Origin of the sequence: Azospirillum palustre (genome assembly GCF_002573965.1) — a bacterium.
GTDB lineage: Bacteria > Pseudomonadota > Alphaproteobacteria > Azospirillales > Azospirillaceae > Azospirillum > Azospirillum palustre.
The window spans coordinates 188,172-209,144 of sequence record NZ_PDKW01000036.1; the positions used below are offsets into that span (position 1 = coordinate 188,172).

A 20,973-nucleotide genomic window follows, 5' to 3' on the forward strand; every position below is an offset into this window, starting at 1 on the left:
CGGCGCCCAGGTTGGCGTCGCCGGCCACGCTCAGCGTGCCGCCGTCCCGCACCGTCATGGTGCCGGTGAAGCTGCTGCTGTTGGTGCCCGACAGGGTCAGGGTGCCGGTGCCCCGCTTGTAGAAGTCGCCGGAGCCGCTGAGGGTGCCGGAGAAGCCGGTGTTGGCGTCGTTGCTGCCGGCCTCCAGCGTGTTGGCGCCGATCGAGACGGTGCCGTCACCCGCCAGAGAGCCCAGCGACAGGCTGGCCGCGGTCGAACTCAGGGTCGCGCCGGAGGCCACCGTCACCGCGCTGCCGCTGCCGACGGTGCCGCTGCCGCTCGCCGCCAGCGTGCCGGCGGAAACCGTGGTCGAACCGGTGTAGCTGTTGGCGCCCGTCAGGGTCAGCGTGCCGCTGCCGGTCTTGGTCAGGCCGCCGGTGCCGGACAGCACGCCGGAGAAGGTCGTGTCGCTGTTGGCGCCGCCGGTGGTGAGGGTATAGCCCCCCAGCGTCACCGCGCCGGAACCGCTCAGCGATCCGATGGTCTCGTTGGCCGACAGGTTCAGCGTGCCGTTTGCCCCGACCGATACGGCGTTGCCGTCGCCGATGGCGCTGCCGCCCGACGCCCTCAGGGTGCCGGCGCTGACGGTGGTGGCGCCGGTGTAGGTGTTGGTCCCCGACAGGGTCACCGTGCCGGCGCCGGTCTTGGTCAGGGCGCCACTGCCGCTGACGATGCCGGACAGGGTCAGGGCGTTGGCGGTCTTCACCGTGCCGTCGTTGCTGCCGATGGCGATGGCGTTGGTCAGCGTCTGGCTGGAGGCCGTGGTGGTCAGCGTGCCGCCGTTCAGCGTGATGGTGCCGCTGCCGATGGTGCCGGTGGCGCCCAGCTCCACCTCGCCGCGCAGCGTGATGCCGCCGGACCAGCTGTTGCCGGCATTGCTCAGGGTCAGCTTGCCGCTGTCGAGCTTGGTCAGGCCGCCGGTCCCGGTGATGGCGCCGGACAGGGTGACGGCGTTGGGGTTGGTGATGCTGCTGTCGGACGACAGGGCGATGGCGTTGTCGATGGTGGTGGCGCCGGTGACGGCCAGGGTGCCGCCGGCCATCGTCACCGCATCGGTGCCCAGGTTGGCGTCGCCCGCCACCGACAGGGTGCCGGCGCTGACGGTGATGGTGTTGATGCCGGTGTTGCCGCTGGCGGTGTTGTTGGTGCCGCCCAGCACCAGCGCGCCGGTGCCGGCCTTGGTCAGGGCCGCGGTGTCGGTGCCGTTGTCGGCCAGGGTCGAGTTGATCGTCAGCGTGTCGCCTTCGCCGACGCTGACGTCGAAGCTGCTGCCCAGCGTGAAGCCGTTGCCGGTGATGGTGATCGACCGGCTGTCGGTATCGCTGTCCATCGCCAGCGTCACGCCGCTGCGCACCGTCAGGGCGACGGGCAGCGTGATGGTGCCGCTCAGCGTGCTGGCGAAGCGGATGGTGATGGCCCCCGTGAGGTTGTTGGCGAGGGTTATCGCTTCCCGCAGGTCCAGGCCGCCGCCGTCGGCCTTGTCGGCCGCATAGGTGCCGACCGGCGTGTTGCTGTCGATGGCGGTGATGTCGACCACGAGGTCGCTCGTCACGCTGATGCTGAAGGTCTTCTCGTAGGTGGCGGTGCCGTCGCTGACCCGGACGCGGACCGAATAGCTCTGCCCGCCGGTCAGGGTGGCGGCGTTGGTCGCCTGCAGCGAGGTGCCGGAGATGTTGAACAGCGCATTGTTGGTGTCGCCGGTACCGCTGACCAGCGTGTAGGTGAGGGTCTGGCCGGTGTCGGCGTCGGTGGCCGACAGGGTGCCGACCACGCCGTTGGCGCCTTCGAAGATGCTGATCGAGCTGTTCGACAGGGCGATGTCGGTCGGCGTGTCGTTGATCGAGCTGGCGGTGACCACCGTGCTGGTGTTGGCGCTGCTGCTGCCGACGCCGTCGCTGGCGGTCAGGCTGAAGGTGGTCTGCACCGTGCTGCCGGGCGCCACCTGGTTGTTGGTGGGGGTGAAGACCAGCGCCCGCAGCAGGGTCTGCAGGTCGCCCGGCGTGGTGGCGGTCAGGGTGTAGTTGCCGGCCGTGCCGGTCAGCCCGCCGCCGGCGCTCGACAGCGTGCCGTTGGCCGCGGTGTAGGTGATGGTGACGGTGAAGGTGCCGGTGGTGTCGTCGGCATCCGTCACCGTCACGTTGGTGAAGGGCGTGGCGGTGGCGTTGTCGTCGACCGTGCCGGCGGTGGTGAAGGTGCCGCCCAGTACCGGCGCCTGATTGGCCGGCCCGGTCAGTACGACGTCGTTGCTGTTGCTGCCGGCGGCATAGCTGATCGTGATCGACCCGCTGTTCAGGGTCAGCGCGGCGCCCGACGCCAGCCCGTTGAAGGTGCCGGTGACGGCGTCGCTGCCATCGTTGGTGACGATGGCGAAGCTGTCGCCGCTGACCGTCTTCACCGGCGTGTAGCTGCCGCCGGCGGTCAGGGTGGCGCTGCCGACGTTCACCGCCCCGGTGACGTTCACCTGATCGTAGCTGCTGGTGCTGGCCAGATCGACCGCCAGGGTGCCGCCGGACTGGATGGTCAGGCCGCCGTTGACGGTCAGGGTGCCGACGCCATTGTTGGTGCCGGCGATGCCCGGCGACAGCGTGCCGCCCGACTGCACGGTCAGGCCGCCATTGACGGTGCCCGTGCCTGCCAGCGTGCCGCCGTTGCCCACCGTGACCGCGCCGGCAGAAGCGCCGTTCAGGGTGCCGGTGACGACCAGCGTGCCGGCGCCGACCGTGGTGGTGCCGGTGTAGGTTCCGGTGCCGGACAGGGTCAGCGTGCCGGCGCCCGACTTGGTCAGGTTGTAGGCTCCGCTGATGACGCCCGACAGGGTGAGCGCGTTGCCGGTGCCGACGCTGACGGTGCCGTGGCCGCTGCCCAGCGCGATGGCGTTGGCCAGCGTGACGGCGCTGCCGGTCACGTCCAGGGTGCCGCCGTCCAGCGTGATGCCGGCGCTGCTGATGTTGCCGGACCCTGCGATCGACAGGGTGCCGTTGCTGACGGTGGTGGTGCCGGTGTAGCCGTTGGTTCCGCTCAGCACCACCGTGCCGGCGCCGACCTTGGTCAGGTTGTAGGCGCCGGACACCGTGCTGCTGATCGTCAGCGTATCGCCGCTGTTGTAGGAGCCGATGTCGGCGTTCGCCGCCAGGGTAACGGTGCCGGTTATGGTGGCCGTTCCGCCGTTGACCTTCACCGCACCGATCCCGGACGACACGCCGATCCCGCTGATCGTCAGGTTCTCGGCGATGGTCAGGCCGTTTCCGATGCGCAGGGTGGCGCCGCTGGACACGGTGGTGCCGGCGGCGGTGGTGCCCAGCGCGTTGGCGTGGGTGATGTACAGGACGCCGGCGCTGACGGTGGTGGCGCCGGTGTAGGTGTTGTCGCCCGACAGGGTCAGCATTCCACTGCCGTCCTTGGTCAGGGCATAGGCGCCGCTGACCACGCCCGACAGGGTCAGGCCGGTGCCCGACACGCCGATGGTGGTGTTGGCGCCCATGGTGACGGCGCCGCCGACCGTGCCGCTGCCGCTGGTGACCTGCAACGCACCGGCGGACGACACGCCGGTGCCGGAGAGGGTCAGCGCTTCCGTCAGCGTGACGCCGTTCGCCACCGCCAGGGTGGCGCCGCTCGCCACCGTGGTGCCGCCCGCGGTGGTGCCGAGCGCGTTGTTGTGGCCGGCGACCAGCGTGCCGGTGCTGATCGTGGTGGCGCCGGTGTAGGTGTTGCTGCCCGACAGGGTCAGGCTGCCGGTGCCCGACTTGGTCAGGGCATAGGCGCCGCTGACCACACCCGACAGGGCGAGGTCGCTGGTGGTGGTGACGGTGGTGTTGGCCGCCAGGGCGACGGTGCCGCTGACCGTGTTGGTGCCGCTGGCGCTGATCAGCGCGCCGCCCGCCGAGACGCCGGTGCCCGACAGGGTCAGGTTCTCGGCGATGGTGATGCCGCCCGACAGCGACAGCGCCGCGCCGCTCGCCACCGTGGTGCCGCCGGCGGTGCTGCCCAGCGCGTTGGCGTTGCTGACGATCAAGATACCGACGTTGACGCTCATGCTGCCGGTGAAGCCGCTGTTGTCGCCCGACAGGGTCAGCGTGCCGCCGGCGGTCTTGGCCAACGCGCCCGATCCGCTGATCGTGCCGGAGATGACGGAGCTGTTCCCTGAGAGAGCGGCGATGGAACCGCCGCCGGTGCCGACGACGATGTTGTTGGGGACGGTGATGTTGCCGCTGAGGCGTAGCTCGCCGCCATTGGTCAGGGTGACGTCGCCGCTGCCCAGGGCGTCGGCGGACCCCACCACCAGCTGGCCGGCCCCGTCGATGGTGATGGTTCCGGAAAAATTGGCGCGGTTGGTGGTTCCGCCCAGCGACAGGTTGAAGTTTCCGGTCTTGATCAGGCTGCCCGATCCGGTGATGACGCCGCTGAAGGTTCCGGCGCTGCCCTGGCTGACGGTCAGGGCGTTGGCTCCGATGGCCAGCGTACTGCCGCTGACGCCGGACAGCGTCCCGATGGTCTCGCTGGCCGACGACAGCGTCAGCGTGGCGCCGCTCGCCACCGTCACCGCGCTGCCATCGGCGAGCGCGGTGCCGGTGCTGCTGTTCAGCGCCAGGGTGCCGGCGCTGACGGTGGTGGCGCCGGTGTAGGTGTTGCTGCCCGACAGGGTCAGGGTGCCGCTGCCCGCCTTGGTCAGGCCGTTGCTGCCGCTGATCACGCCCGACAGGGTGAGGTCGCTGGTGGTGGTGACGGTGGTGTCGGTGTTCAGCGTGACGGTGCCGCTGACCGTGTTGGTGCCGCTGGCGCTGACCAGCGCGCCGCCCGACGAGACGCCGGTGCCCGACAGGGTCAGGTTCTCGGCGATGGTGATGCCGCCCGACAGGGAGAGTGCTGCGCCGTCCGCCACCGTGGTGCCGCCGGCGGTGCTGCCCAGCGCGTTGGCGTTGCTGACGGTGACCGTGCCGGCGTTGATGGCGAAGGCGCCGCTGAAGCTGCTGTTGTCGCCGGACAGGGCCAGGTTGCCGGAGGCGGTCTTGGTCAGGGTGCCCGATCCGCTGATGGCGCCGGACAGGGTGACGCTGCCGCTGGGCGCGACGCTGATGCTGCCGCCGCTGCTGCCGACGGCGATGGCGTTGTCGATGGTGCCGACGGCGCCGCTCAGCCGCAGGGTGCCGCCGTTCAGCGTCAGGGTACCGGCGCCGAGATTGCTGTCGGATGTCGCGACCAGCCAGCCCTTGGTGACGGTGATGCCGCCGGCGAAGCCGGTGCTGTTGGCGGTGCCATCCAGCGTCAGGCTCCTGCTGTCGGCATCGGCGTTCAGAATCAGGCTGCCCGACGAGGTGCCGGTGATGGCGCCGCTGAAGGTCCCGTTGGTCGATTGCTTGACGGTCAGGGCGTTGCCGCCCAGCGCCAGCGTGGCGCCGCTGACCCCGGTCAGCGTGCCGATGGTCTCGGTCGCCGCCGACAGCTTCAGCGTGGCGCCGCTCGTCACCGTCACGGCGCTGCCGTCGGCGAGCGCGGTGCCGGCGCTGCTGTTCAGCTCCAGCGTGCCGGCGCCGACGGTGGTGGTGCCGGTGTAGCTGTTGGTGCCGGTCAGGGTCAGGGTGCCGCTGCCCGCCTTGGACAGGCCACCGGTGCCGCTGACGACGCCGTCGAAGCTGGTGCTGGTGTTGTCGCCGCCGGTGGTCAGCGTGTTGCCGCCCAGCGTGACGGCGCCGCTGCCGGTCAGCGACCCGATGGTCTCGCTGCCGGTCAGTTCCAGCGTGGCGCCGCTCGCCACCGTCACGGCGCTGCTGTCGCCGATGCCGCCGCTGACCGTCAGGGTGCCGGCGCCGATGGTGGTGGCGCCGCTGTAGTCGTTGCCGCCGCTCAGCGTCGCCGTGCCGGCGCCGGTTTTGGTCACCGCACCGCTGCCGGAGATCTTGCTGGAGACGGTCAGCGTGTCGCCGCTGCCGTTGCTGAGGGTCAGTACCGTTCCCGTCGACACGGTGATGGTGCTGCCGGCGATGGTCAGGCTGCCGGCGGCATCGGCGTCGAAGGTCAGATTCTCCGTGACCGACAGACCGGAACCGAGCGTGATGGTGTCGTTGGCCAGCCCGCTGGCGAACTTGATGGTCTGGGTGCCGGTGGTGTCGGCCAGGGCGATCGCCACCGCCTCGCGCAGGCTGACGCCGTCCGACACATCGATGGCCCCGGCGTCGGCGTTGTTGGTGACATAGATGGTGTCGCTGGTCACCGTCACGTCGGCGGTGGTGCTGCCGCCGTTGCCGTCGGTCAGGCTGTAGCGGATCACGGTGTCGCCGGTCGGCGTGTCGTTCCGGTACAGGATGTTGTTCATCACCGTCTGGATCAGCGTCGCGGTGGCGCTGCCGTTGAAGGTGACGGTCAGCGTGCCGTTCGTGTTGGTGACGGTGCCGAAGACCGTGTTGGAGTTCGCGCTGTCCAGCAGGGTGCCGCCGCTTTCCGAGAAGGCGGCGTTGCTGTTGAACGAAAAGATGTCCGACACCAACGGCGTCGCCGTACCCGAGACCGAGCGGCGGATCGTCAGGACGCTGTTGTTCCAGCTGCTTGCACCGTTCTCCGTATCGGATGCGGTTGCGGCGGCGCCGGTATCCAGCAGCACCGTCTGGCCTTCGCCGGCCCAGGCGACGCTGTCGCCGTTCAGGTTGCCGATCACCGGGTCGGTATTGCTTGAAAGCGTGCTGGCGTCGACCTTGGTGGGCGACGCCATCAGGTTGCCGAGGGTGTCTTCGGCAACGAAATACACATCGTAGGCGGTGCCCGCGGTCAGGCCGGTGACGGCGCTGAAGCTGCTGTCGAAGCTGCCCGTCGTGGCGGCCGAACTGCCGGATTTCAAGGCGGCCGACCCGGTGGAATCCTGGCCCGCCTTGATCTGGGCCGAGGTGGGGGCGGTGGCGCCATCGGCGACGATGACGTAATAGACGGTGCCGGCCTCGTTGAGGCTGGTGGACAGGGAGAAGCCGGTGGAAGTGCTGCCGGACGCCGCGGCGGCGACGTCGAAGGTCGGCGCCACCGTGTCCACCGTCCGGGTGGGGCCGGTCGAGCCCGTCGCGATGGCGTTGTTCGCCGTGTCCTGGATGCCGGTGCCGCTGCCATTCAGGTTCAGCCCCAGCGTGCCGGCCCCGGAGATGCCGGTTACCGAAACCGTATAGACGCTGGCCGACACCTGGGTGACCGACCCGATCGTCCCGTCCGCCGTGCCCGTCTTCGCCAGGCTGAAGTCGCTGGCGTCCACGCCCGACACGTCTTCGCTGAAGGTGACCGTATAGCTGACGGATGAGGCGTTTGCCGCAGGGCTGCCGGACAGCGCGATGCTGCTCACCGTCGGAGGGGTGGTGTCGCCGCCTCCGGTATCGGGAACCGCGTTGCCGAGCAGCAGATTGTCGATCTGCAGGATTCGAATGCCCTGCGAAAAGGTGATGGTGAACGAATCGATGTTCCTGAACGCTTCCTGGTTCGAGAAGGCCTGAGCGGATTCTTCCGAAAATGTGGTGTTCGAAACCGTGACGGTTCCACGCTGAAGGTGATGCGCGGTGATCGTCACGGAGACCGAGCCATCCGTGGCGCCGGCGATCCGGTAATATCCCCAGTCGAAGGAGGTGAGCGCAAAGGCACTGCCGTCATTGCTTGAAATGGTTGCGCTCAGCAAGGCCTCGCTGGAGGTTCCGAAGGTCAACGCGGCATCGCCGGTTGCCGCGATGCCGGATTTCGCGGCATCGGTGGCATTGTAGCTGATGGTGACGTTCGAGGTTCCAGTTCCAGAGACATTCAGGCCGCTGGCCGTCGAACCGCCACTCTCAGTCTTAATGTCCGATGCCGATGCGGTAAAGTTGGTGTTCGTATTGGAGATTACGGCACCCGTCGTGCCGAAGGTCAGGGTGGTGCTCTTGAGCGGCGCCGTCAATGCGGTGTCGAACGCGGACACCGTGGCGGCGTCGAACGGCACCCCATGCTCGACGCTTCCGGCATTCGCTTCCAGGACCCAGTTGCCTCCCGATCCTGCCGAACCGGTGACGTCCAGCGAGGCGCCGACGTCGGCGGCGGTGGCACGGGACAGGCTGTCGATGAAGAGCCGGCCTTCGCCGCCGGCCACCTGACAACCGTACAGCAGCAGGTCGCCGCCGCTGGTCAACGATTTCCCCAGGGTTTCCAGGTCGGCCGAGCGTGTGCCGATCGTTGCCGTATCCAAGGTCAGGACGCCGAGATTCACGGAGCCTTCGTTGCCGTGGCTCACGATATGGATGGCGTCGTATCCCTGGTGCGTCTCCGCCCACCGGGCCATCTGCGACAGGCCGTCCTGGGAGGCATCGAGCAGGACCACCTCGACGCCGGCATTCGTGCCGTCCACCAGGGACTGCCAGCCGGCGACGTTCCGGTCGATGAACACCGCTTCCTTCCGCCCGCCGTTCGCCGCCGGATCGGCCTGACGAAGAACCTGCGGAGCCGGTGCCGCATCGGCCACCGGAGCGGCGGCGGGCGCCACCGCATCCACGATGGCCGTCTTCGTCACGTCGTGGTCGGCCGCCACCGTGTCGGTGTGGATGTCCGGTTGAACCGCGGCCGCGGGATCGGTCGCCGTCGCCACACCGGCCGCGTCGAACATGAAGCGCTGTTCCAGGGCCATGGCGAACCTGGACGGGGATTGGGACGGGGATTGGGACGGTTTGCGCGTCTTGCCGGAGCCGCCGTTCCCGCCAACGCCCTTCGCACCACGCATGCGCGCCATAGCCCCTCTCCCCGACATTCACCAGACCGCCCGACTTTGCGCCAGAAGCGGTTACCCATAAGTGTGATATTCGAGGGAAGATACCACCTAATCACATATTCATACAACGTCGTGAGATCTCAAGGTTGCGGAGTCTCTATGCTTTTTTGTCCGATTCGTGTTCCTGCATGGCCAAGAGCACGCTTCATTTTGCAATATCTCGTCAAACATTGTCTGAAAGGTTTCAGATCTGTCACGGCACCCTTTCGCAACGGTCAAAATTCCTCGCGAATACGCATACAGCGGTATGTCGTTACATATAATAGTATGATTTTTGGATAGTTAATATTTATGAAAAGGCAAATCCTTGTCCATGCAATATGGACAGACTAGCGTTTATGGAGAATATTCGCGTATTCTTTCTACCTTGCCAGCACGGAGCCTTCCCTCCGGCCGGTGGGTGCTCATCGCCGCTCACGACAATTCTGCATCAATCGGTTTGGAGAGTTCCTCATGGACGCTTATCTCGGCCTGATCTTCCCGTTTGCCGGCACTTTCGCGCCGTATGGCACCGCCCAATGCTGGGGTCAGCAAATGGCCATACAGCAAAATCAGGCATTGTATTCCCTCGTCTTCAATCTCTACGGCGGCGATCTCAAAACCAATTTCAATGTGCCGGACCTGCGCGGCCGGGTCCTCATGGGATCCGGCGTCAGCCCCTATCTGAACAACGCGAACGTGGCCGTCGCTTCCCACGGCGGTACGGCGACCACCACGCTGGGCCTGACCAACCTGCCGCTGCACACCCACGCCGCCAGCTTCACGTCGGGCGGCGGTTCCTCCACCTCGACCATCAACGCCAACGTGACGATCCCGATTTCGACGGCGCAGGCCAATCTGCCGACGCCGGGGGCCGGCACCAACTATCTCGGCGGCGTCAAGGTCAGCGACGCCGGCACCTTCACCGATTGGCAGACCGAAGGCCCCTACACCGCCACCGCCCCCGGTGCCGGTGCGAACCTGATCGGCACCGCCACCGGCAACGTCACCGTCACCGGCGGCGGCACGGTCACCGTGTCCCCGGGCGGCGGCCAGGCAGCGCCGGCTGCGTTCTCCAACCTGCAGCCCTATCTGGCGGTCACCATGTACATCGTCACCATGGGTCTTTACCCGACCCGCGACTGACGGTCGGCTGCAAGGGCAACCTGCCCATTCGCATAACCTCACACTTTCTACCGTGCGCGTCCCCCGGCTCGCGTCGCATTCCACAGCGGCGCGTCAATGTCCGCGTCAATCGGTCTTAATCATATTGGAGGTTATTTCATGGACGCTTATATCGGCCTGATCTTTCCGTTTGCCGGCACCTTCGCGCCGCAGGGCACCGCTCAATGCTGGGGCCAGCAAATGACCGTACAGCAAAATCAGGCATTGTTTTCTCTTGTATACAATCTGTATGGCGGTGATTCGAGAACCGTTTTCAATGTGCCGGATCTGCGTGGCCGCGTCCTTGTCGGTTCCGGCCAAAGTCCGTATCTGAACACGAGCCTGAATCCCGGCAACTTCGGCGGTACGGCGACCACCACGCTGGGCCTGACCAACCTGCCGCTGCACACCCACGGCGCCACCTTCACGCCGGGCGGCGGTTCCTCCACCTCGACCATCAGCGCCAACGTGACGATCCCGATTTCGACGGCGCAGGCCAACCTGCCGACGCCGGGGGCCGGCACCAACTATCTCGGCGGCGTCAAGGTCAGCGATGCCGGCACCTTCACCGATTGGCAGACCGAAGGCCCCTACACCGCCACCGCCCCCGGTAGCGGTGCGAACCTGATCGGCACCGCCACCGGCACCGTCACCGTCACCGGCGGCGGCGGCACGGTCACCGTGTCACCGGGCGGCGGTCAGACGGTGCCGGCTGCGTTCTCCAACCTGCAGCCCTATCTGGCGGTCACCATGTACATCGTCACCTTGGGTTATTACCCGACCCGCGACTGACGGTCGGCTGCAAGGGCAACCTGCCCATTCGCATCACCTCACACTTTTCACCGTGCGCGTCCCTCGGTTCGCATCGCACTCCGCGGCGGCGCGTCGGTGTCCGCATCAATCAATCTTAGTCATATTGGAGGTTTCGTCATGGACGCTTATCTCGGCCTGATCTTCCCGTTCGCCGGCACCTTCGCGCCGCAGGGCACCGTCCAATGCTGGGGCCAGGAGCTGCCCGTATCGCAGAACCAGGCGTTGTACGCGATCATCAGCACCCTGTACGGCGGCACCGGTAACCCGAACTTCAAGGTGCCGGACCTGCGCGGCCGCGTCCTCATGGGATCCGGCGTCAGCCCCTATCTGAACGCGACCGTGAACGTCGCTTCCAGCGGCGGTACGGCGGCCAGCACGCTGAACCTGACCAACCTGCCGCTGCACACCCACGCCGCCAGCTTCACGCCGGGCGGCGGTTCGTCCAGCTCGACCATCAACGCCAACGTGACGATCCCGATTTCGACGGCGCAGGCCAATCTGCCGACGCCGGGGGCCGGCACCAACTATCTCGGCGGCGTCAAGGTCAGCGACGCCGGCACCTTCACCGATTGGCAGACCGAAGGCCCCTACACCGCCACCGCCCCCGGTGCCGGTGCGAACCTGATCGGCACCGCCACCGGCACCGTCACCGTCACCGGCGGCGGCGGCGCGGTCACCGTGTCGCCGGGCGGCGGCCAGGCAACGCCGGCTGCGTTCACGAACCTGCAGCCCTATCTGGCGGTCACCATGTACATCGTCACCATGGGTATTTTCCCGACCCGCGACTGAGCATAGGCTGGCGCCCCGGCTCCGCATTCTGCGGGCCGGGGCGCTTTCGCCCGTAAAACGCCACCCTGCCTCCGGAACGCCCGCCATGACCGCCGATTACAGCACGCTGTCCGCCGAACCCTTCATGCCGCATGTCGGCCAGACCTTCCGCTTCCTGGCGCCGGAGGATCGGTCCCTGATCGCCGAGGTCGAACTGACCGTTGTTATCGAGCGACCGGAGTTCACCCCCCGCTGGGCAAAGCGGACATCCTTCGCCTTGACGTTCGAAACGCCGGGGGAGAGCGGGTTGGGGAACGGCAATTACCTGATCGATCACCCGACCGAGGGGGCGATGGGGCCGTTCTTCGTCGTCCGGTCGATTCCACGCGACCCGGCGCGGGCCTGCTTCGAACTCGTCATGAACTGACCGCAACCGCACAATCGGCCTGCGGACCGCCGCCCCGCATGCGGGAGCGACGGTTCTCATTTCAAAGGCCGGCCTTCGGCATGGCCGGGGCACCGGCGATGCCGCCCTGCCGCAGCTGGGGCGGCAGGATCTGCGGCGGCAGATGCTGGATGCCCGGATGGCCGGGCGGCAGCCAGATCAGCTCCAGCATCGGCGGAGCCTGCACCAGCAGGTCGAATCCCAGCCGGTGGTAGAACCAGTGGACGCGCGTATCCGTCTCGCTCACCGACAGGGTCATCGGCAGGCGAAGCTCCATCGCCGAGCCTTGGAGACTGCGCAGCAGATCGGTGCCGATGCCCTTGCCGCGGGCGAGCTTGTGGATCTCGACCTCGGCCACGCGCCAGTCCCAGCGCCCCAGATCCATGACGATCCGGCCGACCGGCTGCCCGACCTTCTCCACGACGAAATCCAGATGCTGCGGATAGCGGGTTTCCTGCCCGGTCCGCATGGCACTGTACTGCTGTTCGTAAAGCGTGCGGATGAAATCGCGGTCGTGATGGGCCTGGGCGAGCCAGGGGCGGGCATCCATGAACAGCCCCAGCAGGAAATCATCGTCCGAAGGCCGGGGATGACGCATCGACAGGCCGCCCATCAATGGCAGGCTTCCCTGATAGGCCGCCATACGATCACTCTTCATGGTGGTGGAAACATTCCATCTAGATAGCCCCAGGAGCGGGTGGATGGCAAGACACCCGTTGATGGTCCGGCAGGAGCAGGCTGCACGGAAATGTGACGGGAAAACGGGATGGACCGGCTGCACAAAAGGCAACGCTTGCGCTATAAACGGAGACAGCGCCCTTTGGAAAAAAGAAAGCCCACTCCGATGCGTGCCCACATCCGCCCCACCCGTATCGCTGCCGTCGCCGTGCTTGCGCTGTCCACCATGCTGGCCGGCTGCCAGACCGGGTCGATGGGCACCAAGGAGGGGGTCGGCACCGTCGGCGGCGCCGTCGCCGGCGGCCTGATCGGTTCACGCTTCGGCGGCGGTTCGGGCAAGCTGGTGGCGGTCGGCATCGGCACGCTGCTGGGCGCCTTCGCCGGCCGCGAGATCGGCGCCTCGCTCGACCGCGCCGACCAGCAATATGCCGACCGCGCCGCCTACCAGGCCTACAGCGCGCCCATCGGCCAGCGGATCAGCTGGAACAACCCGCAGTCCGGCAACCAGGGCACCGTCGTGCCGGTCCGCGACGGCTATGACGGCTCCGGCTCCTACTGCCGCGAGTTCCAGCAGACCATCGTCGTCGGCAGCCGCACCGAACAGGCCTTCGGCACCGCCTGCCGCCAGTCCGACGGGTCGTGGAAGATCGTGGGTTAAACTGCTCGTCAAGCCTCCCCTCCAGCAACTGTCTTTCAGATTGCGTCTGGGTGGGTAGCGTCCCGGATGCGGGCGTTGAGAATGGTGAGCATCTTGCGCATGACAGCGACGACGACGACCTTTCCCGGCTTTCCGGCGTCACGAAGACGCTGATAGAAGGCCTTGGGTCTGTCGTCGTAGCGCATGGCGGTAAGGGCGGTGAGTTGGCTGGCTGTCCGTTGCCCTTGCGGTACAGCCGCGCCTCGGGATCGCTGGTTGAGGTGTGGGGCTCGTTGGACCGCTTCTCGCCATGAAAGTCGCGGTCGCCGTTGCGCCCCGGCCCCGGCGGCTCGCCGCTGCCGTGGGGGGAAACGGGCGCCAATCCCCCCTGGGGAAGCGGGGCATCCCTCGCTTCCCCAGGGGAGCTCTCTTATTAGCTCAGGTCAAAGACACAAGGGGGAGAACCTGTCCGGTGTGTCTGTGCATGGATCAAGGGCTGAGCATGACCTTGACCGAAAGCGGCAGACGCTTGGCTTCTTGTTCATTACCGTAAAGAATCAAGCGGACACGGCGGACATGGTCCTTGAGCCGGATGCGCTTTTCCAGACGAACCGTTTCGCCAACATGCGTTTCTTGATGAACGCCGTTGGTATAGTTGAAGTTCTGATCCTGCACCATGATCCAGCACTGATCGGCCGGCTTCACATCTGCGGGCCATTCGACAGTCAAGCGAAGAAGCGGCTGGCGATCGCCGTTGCGCTCGATCTCGACGAACTCCGTGGCCAAATGGTCGTATAGTTTGGTTGGGCGGAAGCAAAGACCAGCGGGGCCGGGGACCAACACCTTTTCCAGGGCGTCACCGATGACGACAGGCATCAGGTTGTGGATGCTGTCCTGGGTCGGTTGGAGGTCGAAGAGAGGGACGGTTTCGCGTTCAGCCTCCCAACGGTCGAAGTCACTCGCCTCGCGGCGGGCACGTTCGATCTTGCTGTGCAGCGTCTTCTGAAAGATGCCGAGGGTATCAGCCGTATGCGGGTGGCCGTGAGTCCGGAAGATATCGATGGCTTGATCGAACTTCTCCGACCAGTTGGGGACATGATCCAGAACCAAGGGATTCCACAAATAGCTTTCATGTTCGATCACGGCCTCATTGCCGCGAACCATGCCGACTTCGAAAAAGGAAATTCCCATTCGATTGTCCATGGCCCAGGCCGCCAGATCCGGCAAATGGCGCAAGCCGGTCCGCATCAGACCCGAGCCGATCGCTCCCGACCATTCCCGCCCTTCCTCCTGAGCAACGCTGAGGAATTCGGCAATGTTTTCGGCGACTTGCTTCCAAACACCCCCGGTTCGAATCTCCTCGTAGCTTTCCCCAACCGAATCCAGGCTGAATGAAAGCACTAGCTTGCGCTTGCGCTTGAGGGTGTTGAGATGCTTGTGCAGCAGGGAGCCATTCGTAATGATGCCAAGGGTAACATCCTCAAGATCATCCTGGTCGATGAACCAGCGGATAAACTTGATGGCCTCCGGCAGAACGAAGACTTCTCCCCCGATCACTCGTACTTCCAGAGCCGACCGGAAAGCATCCTTCCAGGAAAACAGCGTTTCTGCTTTCAGCTGCTTCTTGTTGGTGGTCCGATAAGGAACCTGAATGCACTGGATGCAGGAAAGATTGCAGGCGAACCCAAAGTTGAAGTAATAGAGCATCGGTCGAGATTCAACACTCGTCCGACCCGCGGCATACTCACTGACAGAAAGTTCCCAATTTTTTCTCTGCAGATCCGACATATTGCGTGGCGGAGAATCCGGGTTCAAACCAGAAAAGTAATCTGCATTATTAAAATTATTAAAATAGAAGCAGTTTGAGCAGCCGTTTTTCTCATCGCTATCGACGCTAGAGTTAAGCTCTCTAACGCGCTGCATATTGTGACTGTTCCAGTATGCATCGACGTTTTTCTCGTCGATCTTATAAGGGTCGATCGGGCCATTATAATAGCAGCAGCAGCTCACGCGCTCGTCTGGGCATGAAATATTCAATTCATACCAGGGGGCGTTGCAGCGTTGGCTTTGCATTCCTCACTCCATCCAGCGTTCAGGCCATTCCAGACGATCGACGAATATTCGTTCTGTATTTTCGCAATATTTATTCAATGCATGGCATTGACAGCACAAGTATATCAAGGGTGCAAGAAAATTTCTCTCACTCAATTTGTTTCTATATAAAATTGCAGAAGACTTTCTGTTTTGTACGCCGCTATGAAATCTCCCGCGCATCAGTAATGCTCGGCCAAACAATGTTACCTTTTAATAAATAAAGTGTTAATAGCTGATATCGAAAGGCGATGCGCATGGTTGCTGACCGCAATACCAAGATCATTGCTCGAATGTTCAAAGCAACCCATTATCCCATTCTGGAATTGTGCCTAATATTTCCCACTGTCAGTGCTCGTCGGTGGGAGGGGAGAGGTGCCGGTTCCTCCGCCTCACACGACCAGTGGCACCAGTGCAGGGTGGTCAAGCTGTTCCCTGGAAGCGATGAACATCCGGCGCAGATCATGGTCGCCAATCCGACGCTTCAGGCTGTTTGTTCCGGTCCATTGAAAATCTTCATGGGCCGGTTGGATGGCCACGCCATAGACATGAGCGAAGCCGATCCGATTGAGAGCCATGGCGATATAGGCCGGGCTGGGACGGGATCCCAGCCCGCGCAGAGCCTGATTGTAGGTCTTGCTTTCGTCGACAAGCATCATGACCGCATCGTCTGCATCGCAGACCATGGTTTCGAGCAGGAGGACCTTGTCGCAAATTGCAGCCAGTGCGCGCAGGGCCCTGATCGGGCTTTCCAGGTGATAAAGCAGCCCATAGCAATGCACGACGTCGAATCGGCCGAACTCGGACAGGTCGTCGACCTCGACATCCGCAACGGCGCAGACCGCTTCCGGCCGCCGCCGCCGCATTTCGGCGATGTTCTCCGCTCGGCCATCTATCCCGACATAGCGGCATCCACGATCCAGATAAAAATCGGCGAAGGCGCCGACACCACATCCGATGTCGAGCACCGATTTGCCGTCGAGCGGCAGGGACAGGGTGTCGAGATGGGCAAGACGCGCTTGGTTGAGGGCCGTCGCCACGGCGTCATCGAATACCGATGTGCCCTCATCCATGGGAACCGGCTCGGCGGCAAAGTTGCGGGATACCACTGCCGTTGCGAAGGGAGACGCGATCCGCTCCGCTCGATGAAGGGTGATATTTTCGATCTGAGCCCGGCTCGCTCCATCGGGGCGGTGGTTGCGCAGCATTACCATGCAGGCGGCCGCAGCGTCTTCCACCAGAAGGTCGACGATGATGTCGGCCGGTGCATGCACGCTGCGCTCATCGAGGAACGTGGAACGGTCCGCGGCCAGAACGCCGATCCCGACTGCCCCTTCCTGGACACTCATCGTCACCCGCACCACCATCGGTCCACTTGGCTTCCCGCCTGCCGATACCTCGTCTAGCGGGAAGCCGGCTGCGTAGAACCATCGCGACGGGGGAGTGACAATGCGCAACGGTTCGCTTCCCAGCAATTCGGCTCCGGTCTCCACAACGGGAGAGGAAAGAGAGAGCTGCCGAATCGGTTGAGAAACCCGACGCCAGTCAGTGCGCACCCAGTTCATTGCCCTATACCCCCATGGACGGTCCAGGAATGTGCCAAGCTCTTGGTTCGGCCTCTATGCAGGCGGAGGCCTTATGCGGAACAATCGTTCCAAAGGCCACTCCCCAAAAACCGCAGACGACTGAACCAGACAATCGGCATCCCTTGTTTGGAGATAGCCCAAGATACAAAACAGGTTCAAGCATGGTGTTCTGAACATGGAAGCGTTCTGCTGGAACAAAGGCAAACGAACGGCACTTGCATTTGTGCAGTTGCATCCCGGCAAGCTGCGGCAAGCTATCCCCAATCCCCAAGAAAAACAATAAATTAACACATTGTTTACTGGATTGCGGTTGACATAGCTCTGACATACGGTGCCCCCTACGCTGGCTTAGCGCTTCCGTCGGGAGGCCTCTTGCCAGCCATAATCATTTTAAAGAGGGCACGGAGAAACGAATGGCACATGGGAAGGATGCAGAGCTTCGCTTTTCTGTGATCGGATTGGGTAAGCTTGGGGCTCCATTGGCGGCGGTAATGGCGAGCAAGGGCTTTCCGGTTATCGGTGTCGATCTCAATGCAGATTTCGTCCAGGCGCTCAACGACGGGCGTGCTCCCGTCGAGGAACCCCGCCTGCAGGAACTGATTGATGCCAACCGTGCTCGCTTGAGTGCGACGACCGACGTCACCTCCGCCATTCATGGTAGCGACGTCACGTTCATCATCGTTCCCACGCCCAGCAATTCTGACGGCTGGTTCAGCAACCGCCATCTGCTTGCCGCTCTCGCCGATGTCGGCGACGCGCTGCGCAGCAAATCCGGCTACCATCTCGTCGTCATCACCAGCACCGTCATGCCCGGTTCCACCGATGGCGAGTTGCGTGCGGTTCTGGAGCACCATTCCGGCCGAACGGTCGGGGCCGAACTGGGCTTGTGCTACAATCCCGAATTCATCGCGCTGGGCAGTGTCGTCCGCAACATGCTGGCCCCCGATTTCATCCTGATCGGCGAATCCGATCCCAAGGCGGGCGAATTGCTGGCCGGCATCTACAAGAAGTCTTGCGACAACGATCCGCAGATAAAGCGGATGAACTTCGTCAATGCAGAGCTTACCAAGATTTCGGTGAACTCCTACGTGACCACCAAGATCTCCTACGCGAACATGCTGGCGGGGTTGTGCGAACGGCTTCCGTGTGCCGACGTGGATGTCGTTACAGATGCCATAGGCGCCGACAGCCGCATCGGCCGCAAATACCTGCAGGGTGCGATCGGTTATGGCGGCCCATGCTTCCCCCGGGACAACGTGGCCTTCGCTGCCTTGGCACGTAAGATGGGAGCGCGTGCCGATCTTGCAGAGGCAACTCAGGCGCTCAACCAGCACCAGATCGACCGCATCGCCGGGATCATCGACCGTCATGTGGGAACTGGCCGCCGCGTCGCGGTTCTCGGCCTGTCGTACAAGCCGGACACCAGCGTGGTCGAGGAAAGCCAGGGGCTGATGCTGGCCGATCATCTGGCCAGAAACCGATGCGAGGTGCTGGTCTACGATCCCCAAGCGATGCCTGCCGCCATCGACGCCCTCGGCACCCGGGTTGTCGCCTCGGTATCGGCGGACGCCTGCGTCGGAGAAGCCGACGTGGTGGTGATCGCCACTGCTTGGCCTCAATTCCGGACCCTTTCCGTCGATGCACTGCGTCGACCGGTGGGACAGACAGTGACGGTCATCGACCTGTGGCGGATCCTGCCCGCCGAACGCTATGCGGGGGTTGCGGACATCATCTATCCCGGCGTCGGAGCGTGATCGAAGGCGTCGGACATCCGGCTCCCGGATATCCGGCGCCATTCCTTCCGAGTAAGCAGTCCTTCGTAACGGCCTCCGGCCAAAGAGGCACCGCAAGAACAAGAACGGTGCTATGGAGATCGACCCAATGAGCAAGCTCGCTAACAACCCGGGCAAGGATGACCTGATCCTTGTAACCGGTGCAGGTGGCTTCATCGGCGGCCACTTGATCGCAGATTTGCGGGCGCAGGGTTACCGGCGCCTGCGGGCTGTCGATATCAAGGCGGCCGGGGAATGGTTCCAGCGCTTCCCGGACATAGAGAACCTTACCCTCGACCTCCGCGACAAAGAGAATTGCTACACCGCGGCCAAAGGGGCCCGCTACATCTTCAACCTTGCGGCCGACATGGGTGGGATGGGCTTCATTGAAACTCATAAGGCCGAATGCATGCTGTCGGTGCTGATCGGCACCCATATGCTGATGGCGGCGCGCGACAACGGATGCGAGCGCCTCTTCTACTCGTCTTCCGCCTGCGTCTATGCAGCCGACAAGCAGACTTCGGCCGATGTGACGGCCTTGAAGGAAGCCGACGCTTATCCGGCGATGCCCGAGGACGGCTATGGTTGGGAAAAGCTGTTCACCGAGCGGATGTGCCGCCATTTCTCCGAGGATTTTGGACTTCAGGTCCGCATCGCCCGCTATCACAACGTTTATGGCCCGCTCGGCACCTACGATGGCGGTCGCGAAAAGGCTCCGGCGGCAATTTGCCGCAAAGTGGCCCGGGCGATCATCGACAAAACCAACGAGATTGAGATTTGGGGCGACGGGGAACAAACCCGCAGCTTCATGTTCATCGACGATTGCCTTTACGGCAGCCAGACCCTGATGTGGAGCGACATCAGCGAACCACTGAACATCGGCAGCAGCGAACTGGTGTCGATCAACCAGTTGGTCGACATCGTCGAGAGCATTGCCGGCTGTACGCTCAAGCGCCGCTACAAGCTCGATGCCCCCAAGGGCGTGCGCGGTCGCAACAGCGACAACACGCTGATCCGCCAACGGCTGGACTGGGAACCGGGCATCACCCTGCGACAGGGCCTCGAAAAGACCTATGCCTGGGTTTTCGAACAGCTGACGTCGACAGACGGCAAACAGCGGCTCGTCTTCCGACAATAGGTTCCTCGCCTGCCTCTCCAAGCGCCCGCGCCGGCGTCCCGCTGCAATTCGCACGACGGATCTGTCCTATGGACCAAGTGACCCGACATGTCCCCGCCCTCGATCATCTGGTTGCGCAGGGGCTGCTGAACGATGATCCGTTCGTTCTGATCGACGCGGGGTGCAGCGGCGGCATCGATGGAATCTGGCGTCACTTCGGCCGGAATCTTGTGGCCCACGGTTTCGATCCGCAAAAGAGCGAATGCCGCCGCCTTCAGGAGAGGGAAAGCTTCCCCGGTGTCCATTATCACGCCGCCTTCGTCGGCCTGCCACCGGACGATCCGTTCGTCCAGGGCAAGTCGTCGATGGATCGGGAGGTGATGGAGTATTTCAATCCATGGAACCGTCTAAGCACCGCTTACGCCTACAACAACTTCACCCGTGCTCGTGCCCAGTCCAACAGCATCGGTGAGGATCTGGTCGACGAGGTTCCGGTCCGGATCGATGATTTCATCCGCGACGAAAAGCTGGAGCGGGTGGATTTCATCAAAATCGATGTGGACGGTCCGGACCTGGACGTTCTGCGAACCACCCGCGACATTGTCCGCCCCTGCGGCGTGCTGGGCTTTTCGCTGGAAGTCAATTTCACGGGCAGCCACTACGAGTCCGACAACACGCTGCACAACACCGATCTCATCATGCGCTCGATGGGGTTCGTGCTGTGCGACCTGTCCATCCGCCGCTATTCCCGTGCGGCCCTGCCGGCGCCTTTCCTGCTGAACATGTTCGCTCAAACCCGCTTTGGCCAACCCATCCAAGGCGATGCAGTTTATCTGCGCGACATCGCGTCCCCGCAATACCGCAAGCTGTGGGATGAAGAGCCGACGCCCTCGCAACTGCTCAAGATGGTCGGGCTCTACGAAATGTTCAGGCTTCCCGATCTGGCCGCCGAGGCACTCCAGGTTTGGCGTTCGACCCTGGCCCCTCTGGTCGACATCGATCGCCTGCTCGATCTGCTGACCCCGCCGCTCAACGGCGAGTCCCTGTCCCACGCCGATTATCTCGCACGCTTCATGGAGGACCCGACCCGATTCTTCCCCGAAGCGCTGAAGCCCAAAGCCTGAAC

12 protein-coding genes and 2 pseudogenes are annotated in these 20,973 nt (G+C 64.0%); 8 read left to right on the top strand and 6 right to left on the bottom strand.

Features of this window, described 5'->3' with window-relative positions; genetic code table 11:
• Positions 1 to 8,656: autotransporter-associated beta strand repeat-containing protein (locus tag CRT60_RS01265; RefSeq protein ID WP_204561551.1), on the bottom strand; the 8,656-nt coding region annotated here is incomplete at its 3' end.
• Positions 8,657 to 9,250: 594 nt separating this feature from the next.
• Between CRT60_RS01265 and CRT60_RS01270 the strand changes: the two genes are divergently transcribed.
• From CRT60_RS01270 to CRT60_RS01285, 4 genes are all read left to right on the top strand, one after another.
• A complete protein-coding gene (locus CRT60_RS01270; RefSeq protein WP_098734641.1) occupies positions 9,251 to 9,922 on the top strand; it encodes a phage tail protein in 672 nt (223 codons plus the stop codon).
• Between the two features lie 96 nt (positions 9,923 to 10,018).
• On the top strand, positions 10,019 to 10,732 hold the full coding sequence (locus CRT60_RS01275; RefSeq protein ID WP_244592200.1) for a phage tail protein: 714 nt from the start codon (positions 10,019 to 10,021) through the stop codon (positions 10,730 to 10,732).
• 138 nt (positions 10,733 to 10,870) lie between these two features.
• Complete coding sequence (locus CRT60_RS01280; protein WP_098734643.1) at positions 10,871 to 11,542, top strand: phage tail protein; 672 nt, start codon at positions 10,871 to 10,873, stop codon at positions 11,540 to 11,542.
• 85 nt (positions 11,543 to 11,627) lie between these two features.
• Positions 11,628 to 11,948, top strand: a complete 321-nt coding sequence (locus CRT60_RS01285) for a DUF6916 family protein (RefSeq protein WP_098734644.1) — start codon at positions 11,628 to 11,630, stop codon at positions 11,946 to 11,948.
• A 61-nt stretch (positions 11,949 to 12,009) separates the two neighbouring features.
• Here the strand turns inward: CRT60_RS01285 and CRT60_RS01290 are convergent, their stop codons facing one another.
• On the bottom strand, positions 12,010 to 12,624 hold the full coding sequence (locus tag CRT60_RS01290; protein WP_244592201.1) for a GNAT family N-acetyltransferase: 615 nt from the start codon (positions 12,622 to 12,624) through the stop codon (positions 12,010 to 12,012).
• 186 nt (positions 12,625 to 12,810) lie between these two features.
• On the opposite strand from CRT60_RS01290, the gene CRT60_RS01295 reads away from it, so the two are divergent.
• Positions 12,811 to 13,302 carry an RT0821/Lpp0805 family surface protein gene (locus CRT60_RS01295; protein WP_098734646.1) on the top strand — a complete coding sequence of 164 codons (492 nt, stop codon included), beginning with the start codon at positions 12,811 to 12,813 and terminating at the stop codon, positions 13,300 to 13,302.
• A gap of 56 nt (positions 13,303 to 13,358) precedes the next feature.
• Here CRT60_RS01295 and CRT60_RS35410 read toward each other — a convergent pair.
• The 4 genes and pseudogenes from CRT60_RS35410 to CRT60_RS01310 all read right to left on the bottom strand — a co-directional run.
• A pseudogene (locus CRT60_RS35410) lies at positions 13,359 to 13,499 on the bottom strand (IS110-like element ISAli16 family transposase); the annotation flags it as partial.
• A gap of 8 nt (positions 13,500 to 13,507) precedes the next feature.
• A pseudogene (locus CRT60_RS01300) lies at positions 13,508 to 13,642 on the bottom strand (IS5/IS1182 family transposase); the annotation flags it as partial.
• 128 nt (positions 13,643 to 13,770) lie between these two features.
• A complete protein-coding gene (locus CRT60_RS01305) occupies positions 13,771 to 15,354 on the bottom strand; it encodes a radical SAM protein (RefSeq protein WP_143273009.1) in 1,584 nt (527 codons plus the stop codon).
• 410 nt (positions 15,355 to 15,764) lie between these two features.
• Positions 15,765 to 16,937, bottom strand: coding sequence for a class I SAM-dependent methyltransferase (locus tag CRT60_RS01310; protein WP_098734648.1), 1,173 nt, complete (start codon positions 16,935 to 16,937; stop codon positions 15,765 to 15,767).
• Positions 16,938 to 17,371: 434 nt separating this feature from the next.
• On the opposite strand from CRT60_RS01310, the gene CRT60_RS01315 reads away from it, so the two are divergent.
• From CRT60_RS01315 to CRT60_RS01325, 3 genes are all read left to right on the top strand, one after another.
• Positions 17,372 to 18,712: a UDP-glucose dehydrogenase family protein gene (locus CRT60_RS01315; protein ID WP_098734649.1), complete on the top strand. Its 1,341-nt coding sequence runs from the start codon at positions 17,372 to 17,374 to the stop codon at positions 18,710 to 18,712.
• Positions 18,713 to 18,839: 127 nt separating this feature from the next.
• On the top strand, positions 18,840 to 19,868 hold the full coding sequence (locus CRT60_RS01320; protein WP_098734650.1) for an NAD-dependent epimerase/dehydratase family protein: 1,029 nt from the start codon (positions 18,840 to 18,842) through the stop codon (positions 19,866 to 19,868).
• 68 nt (positions 19,869 to 19,936) lie between these two features.
• The gene (locus tag CRT60_RS01325; protein WP_098734651.1) at positions 19,937 to 20,971 is read left to right on the top strand and encodes an FkbM family methyltransferase; all 1,035 of its coding nucleotides are present in this window, start codon (positions 19,937 to 19,939) and stop codon (positions 20,969 to 20,971) included.
• The last annotated feature ends 2 nt before the right edge of the window (positions 20,972 to 20,973 follow it).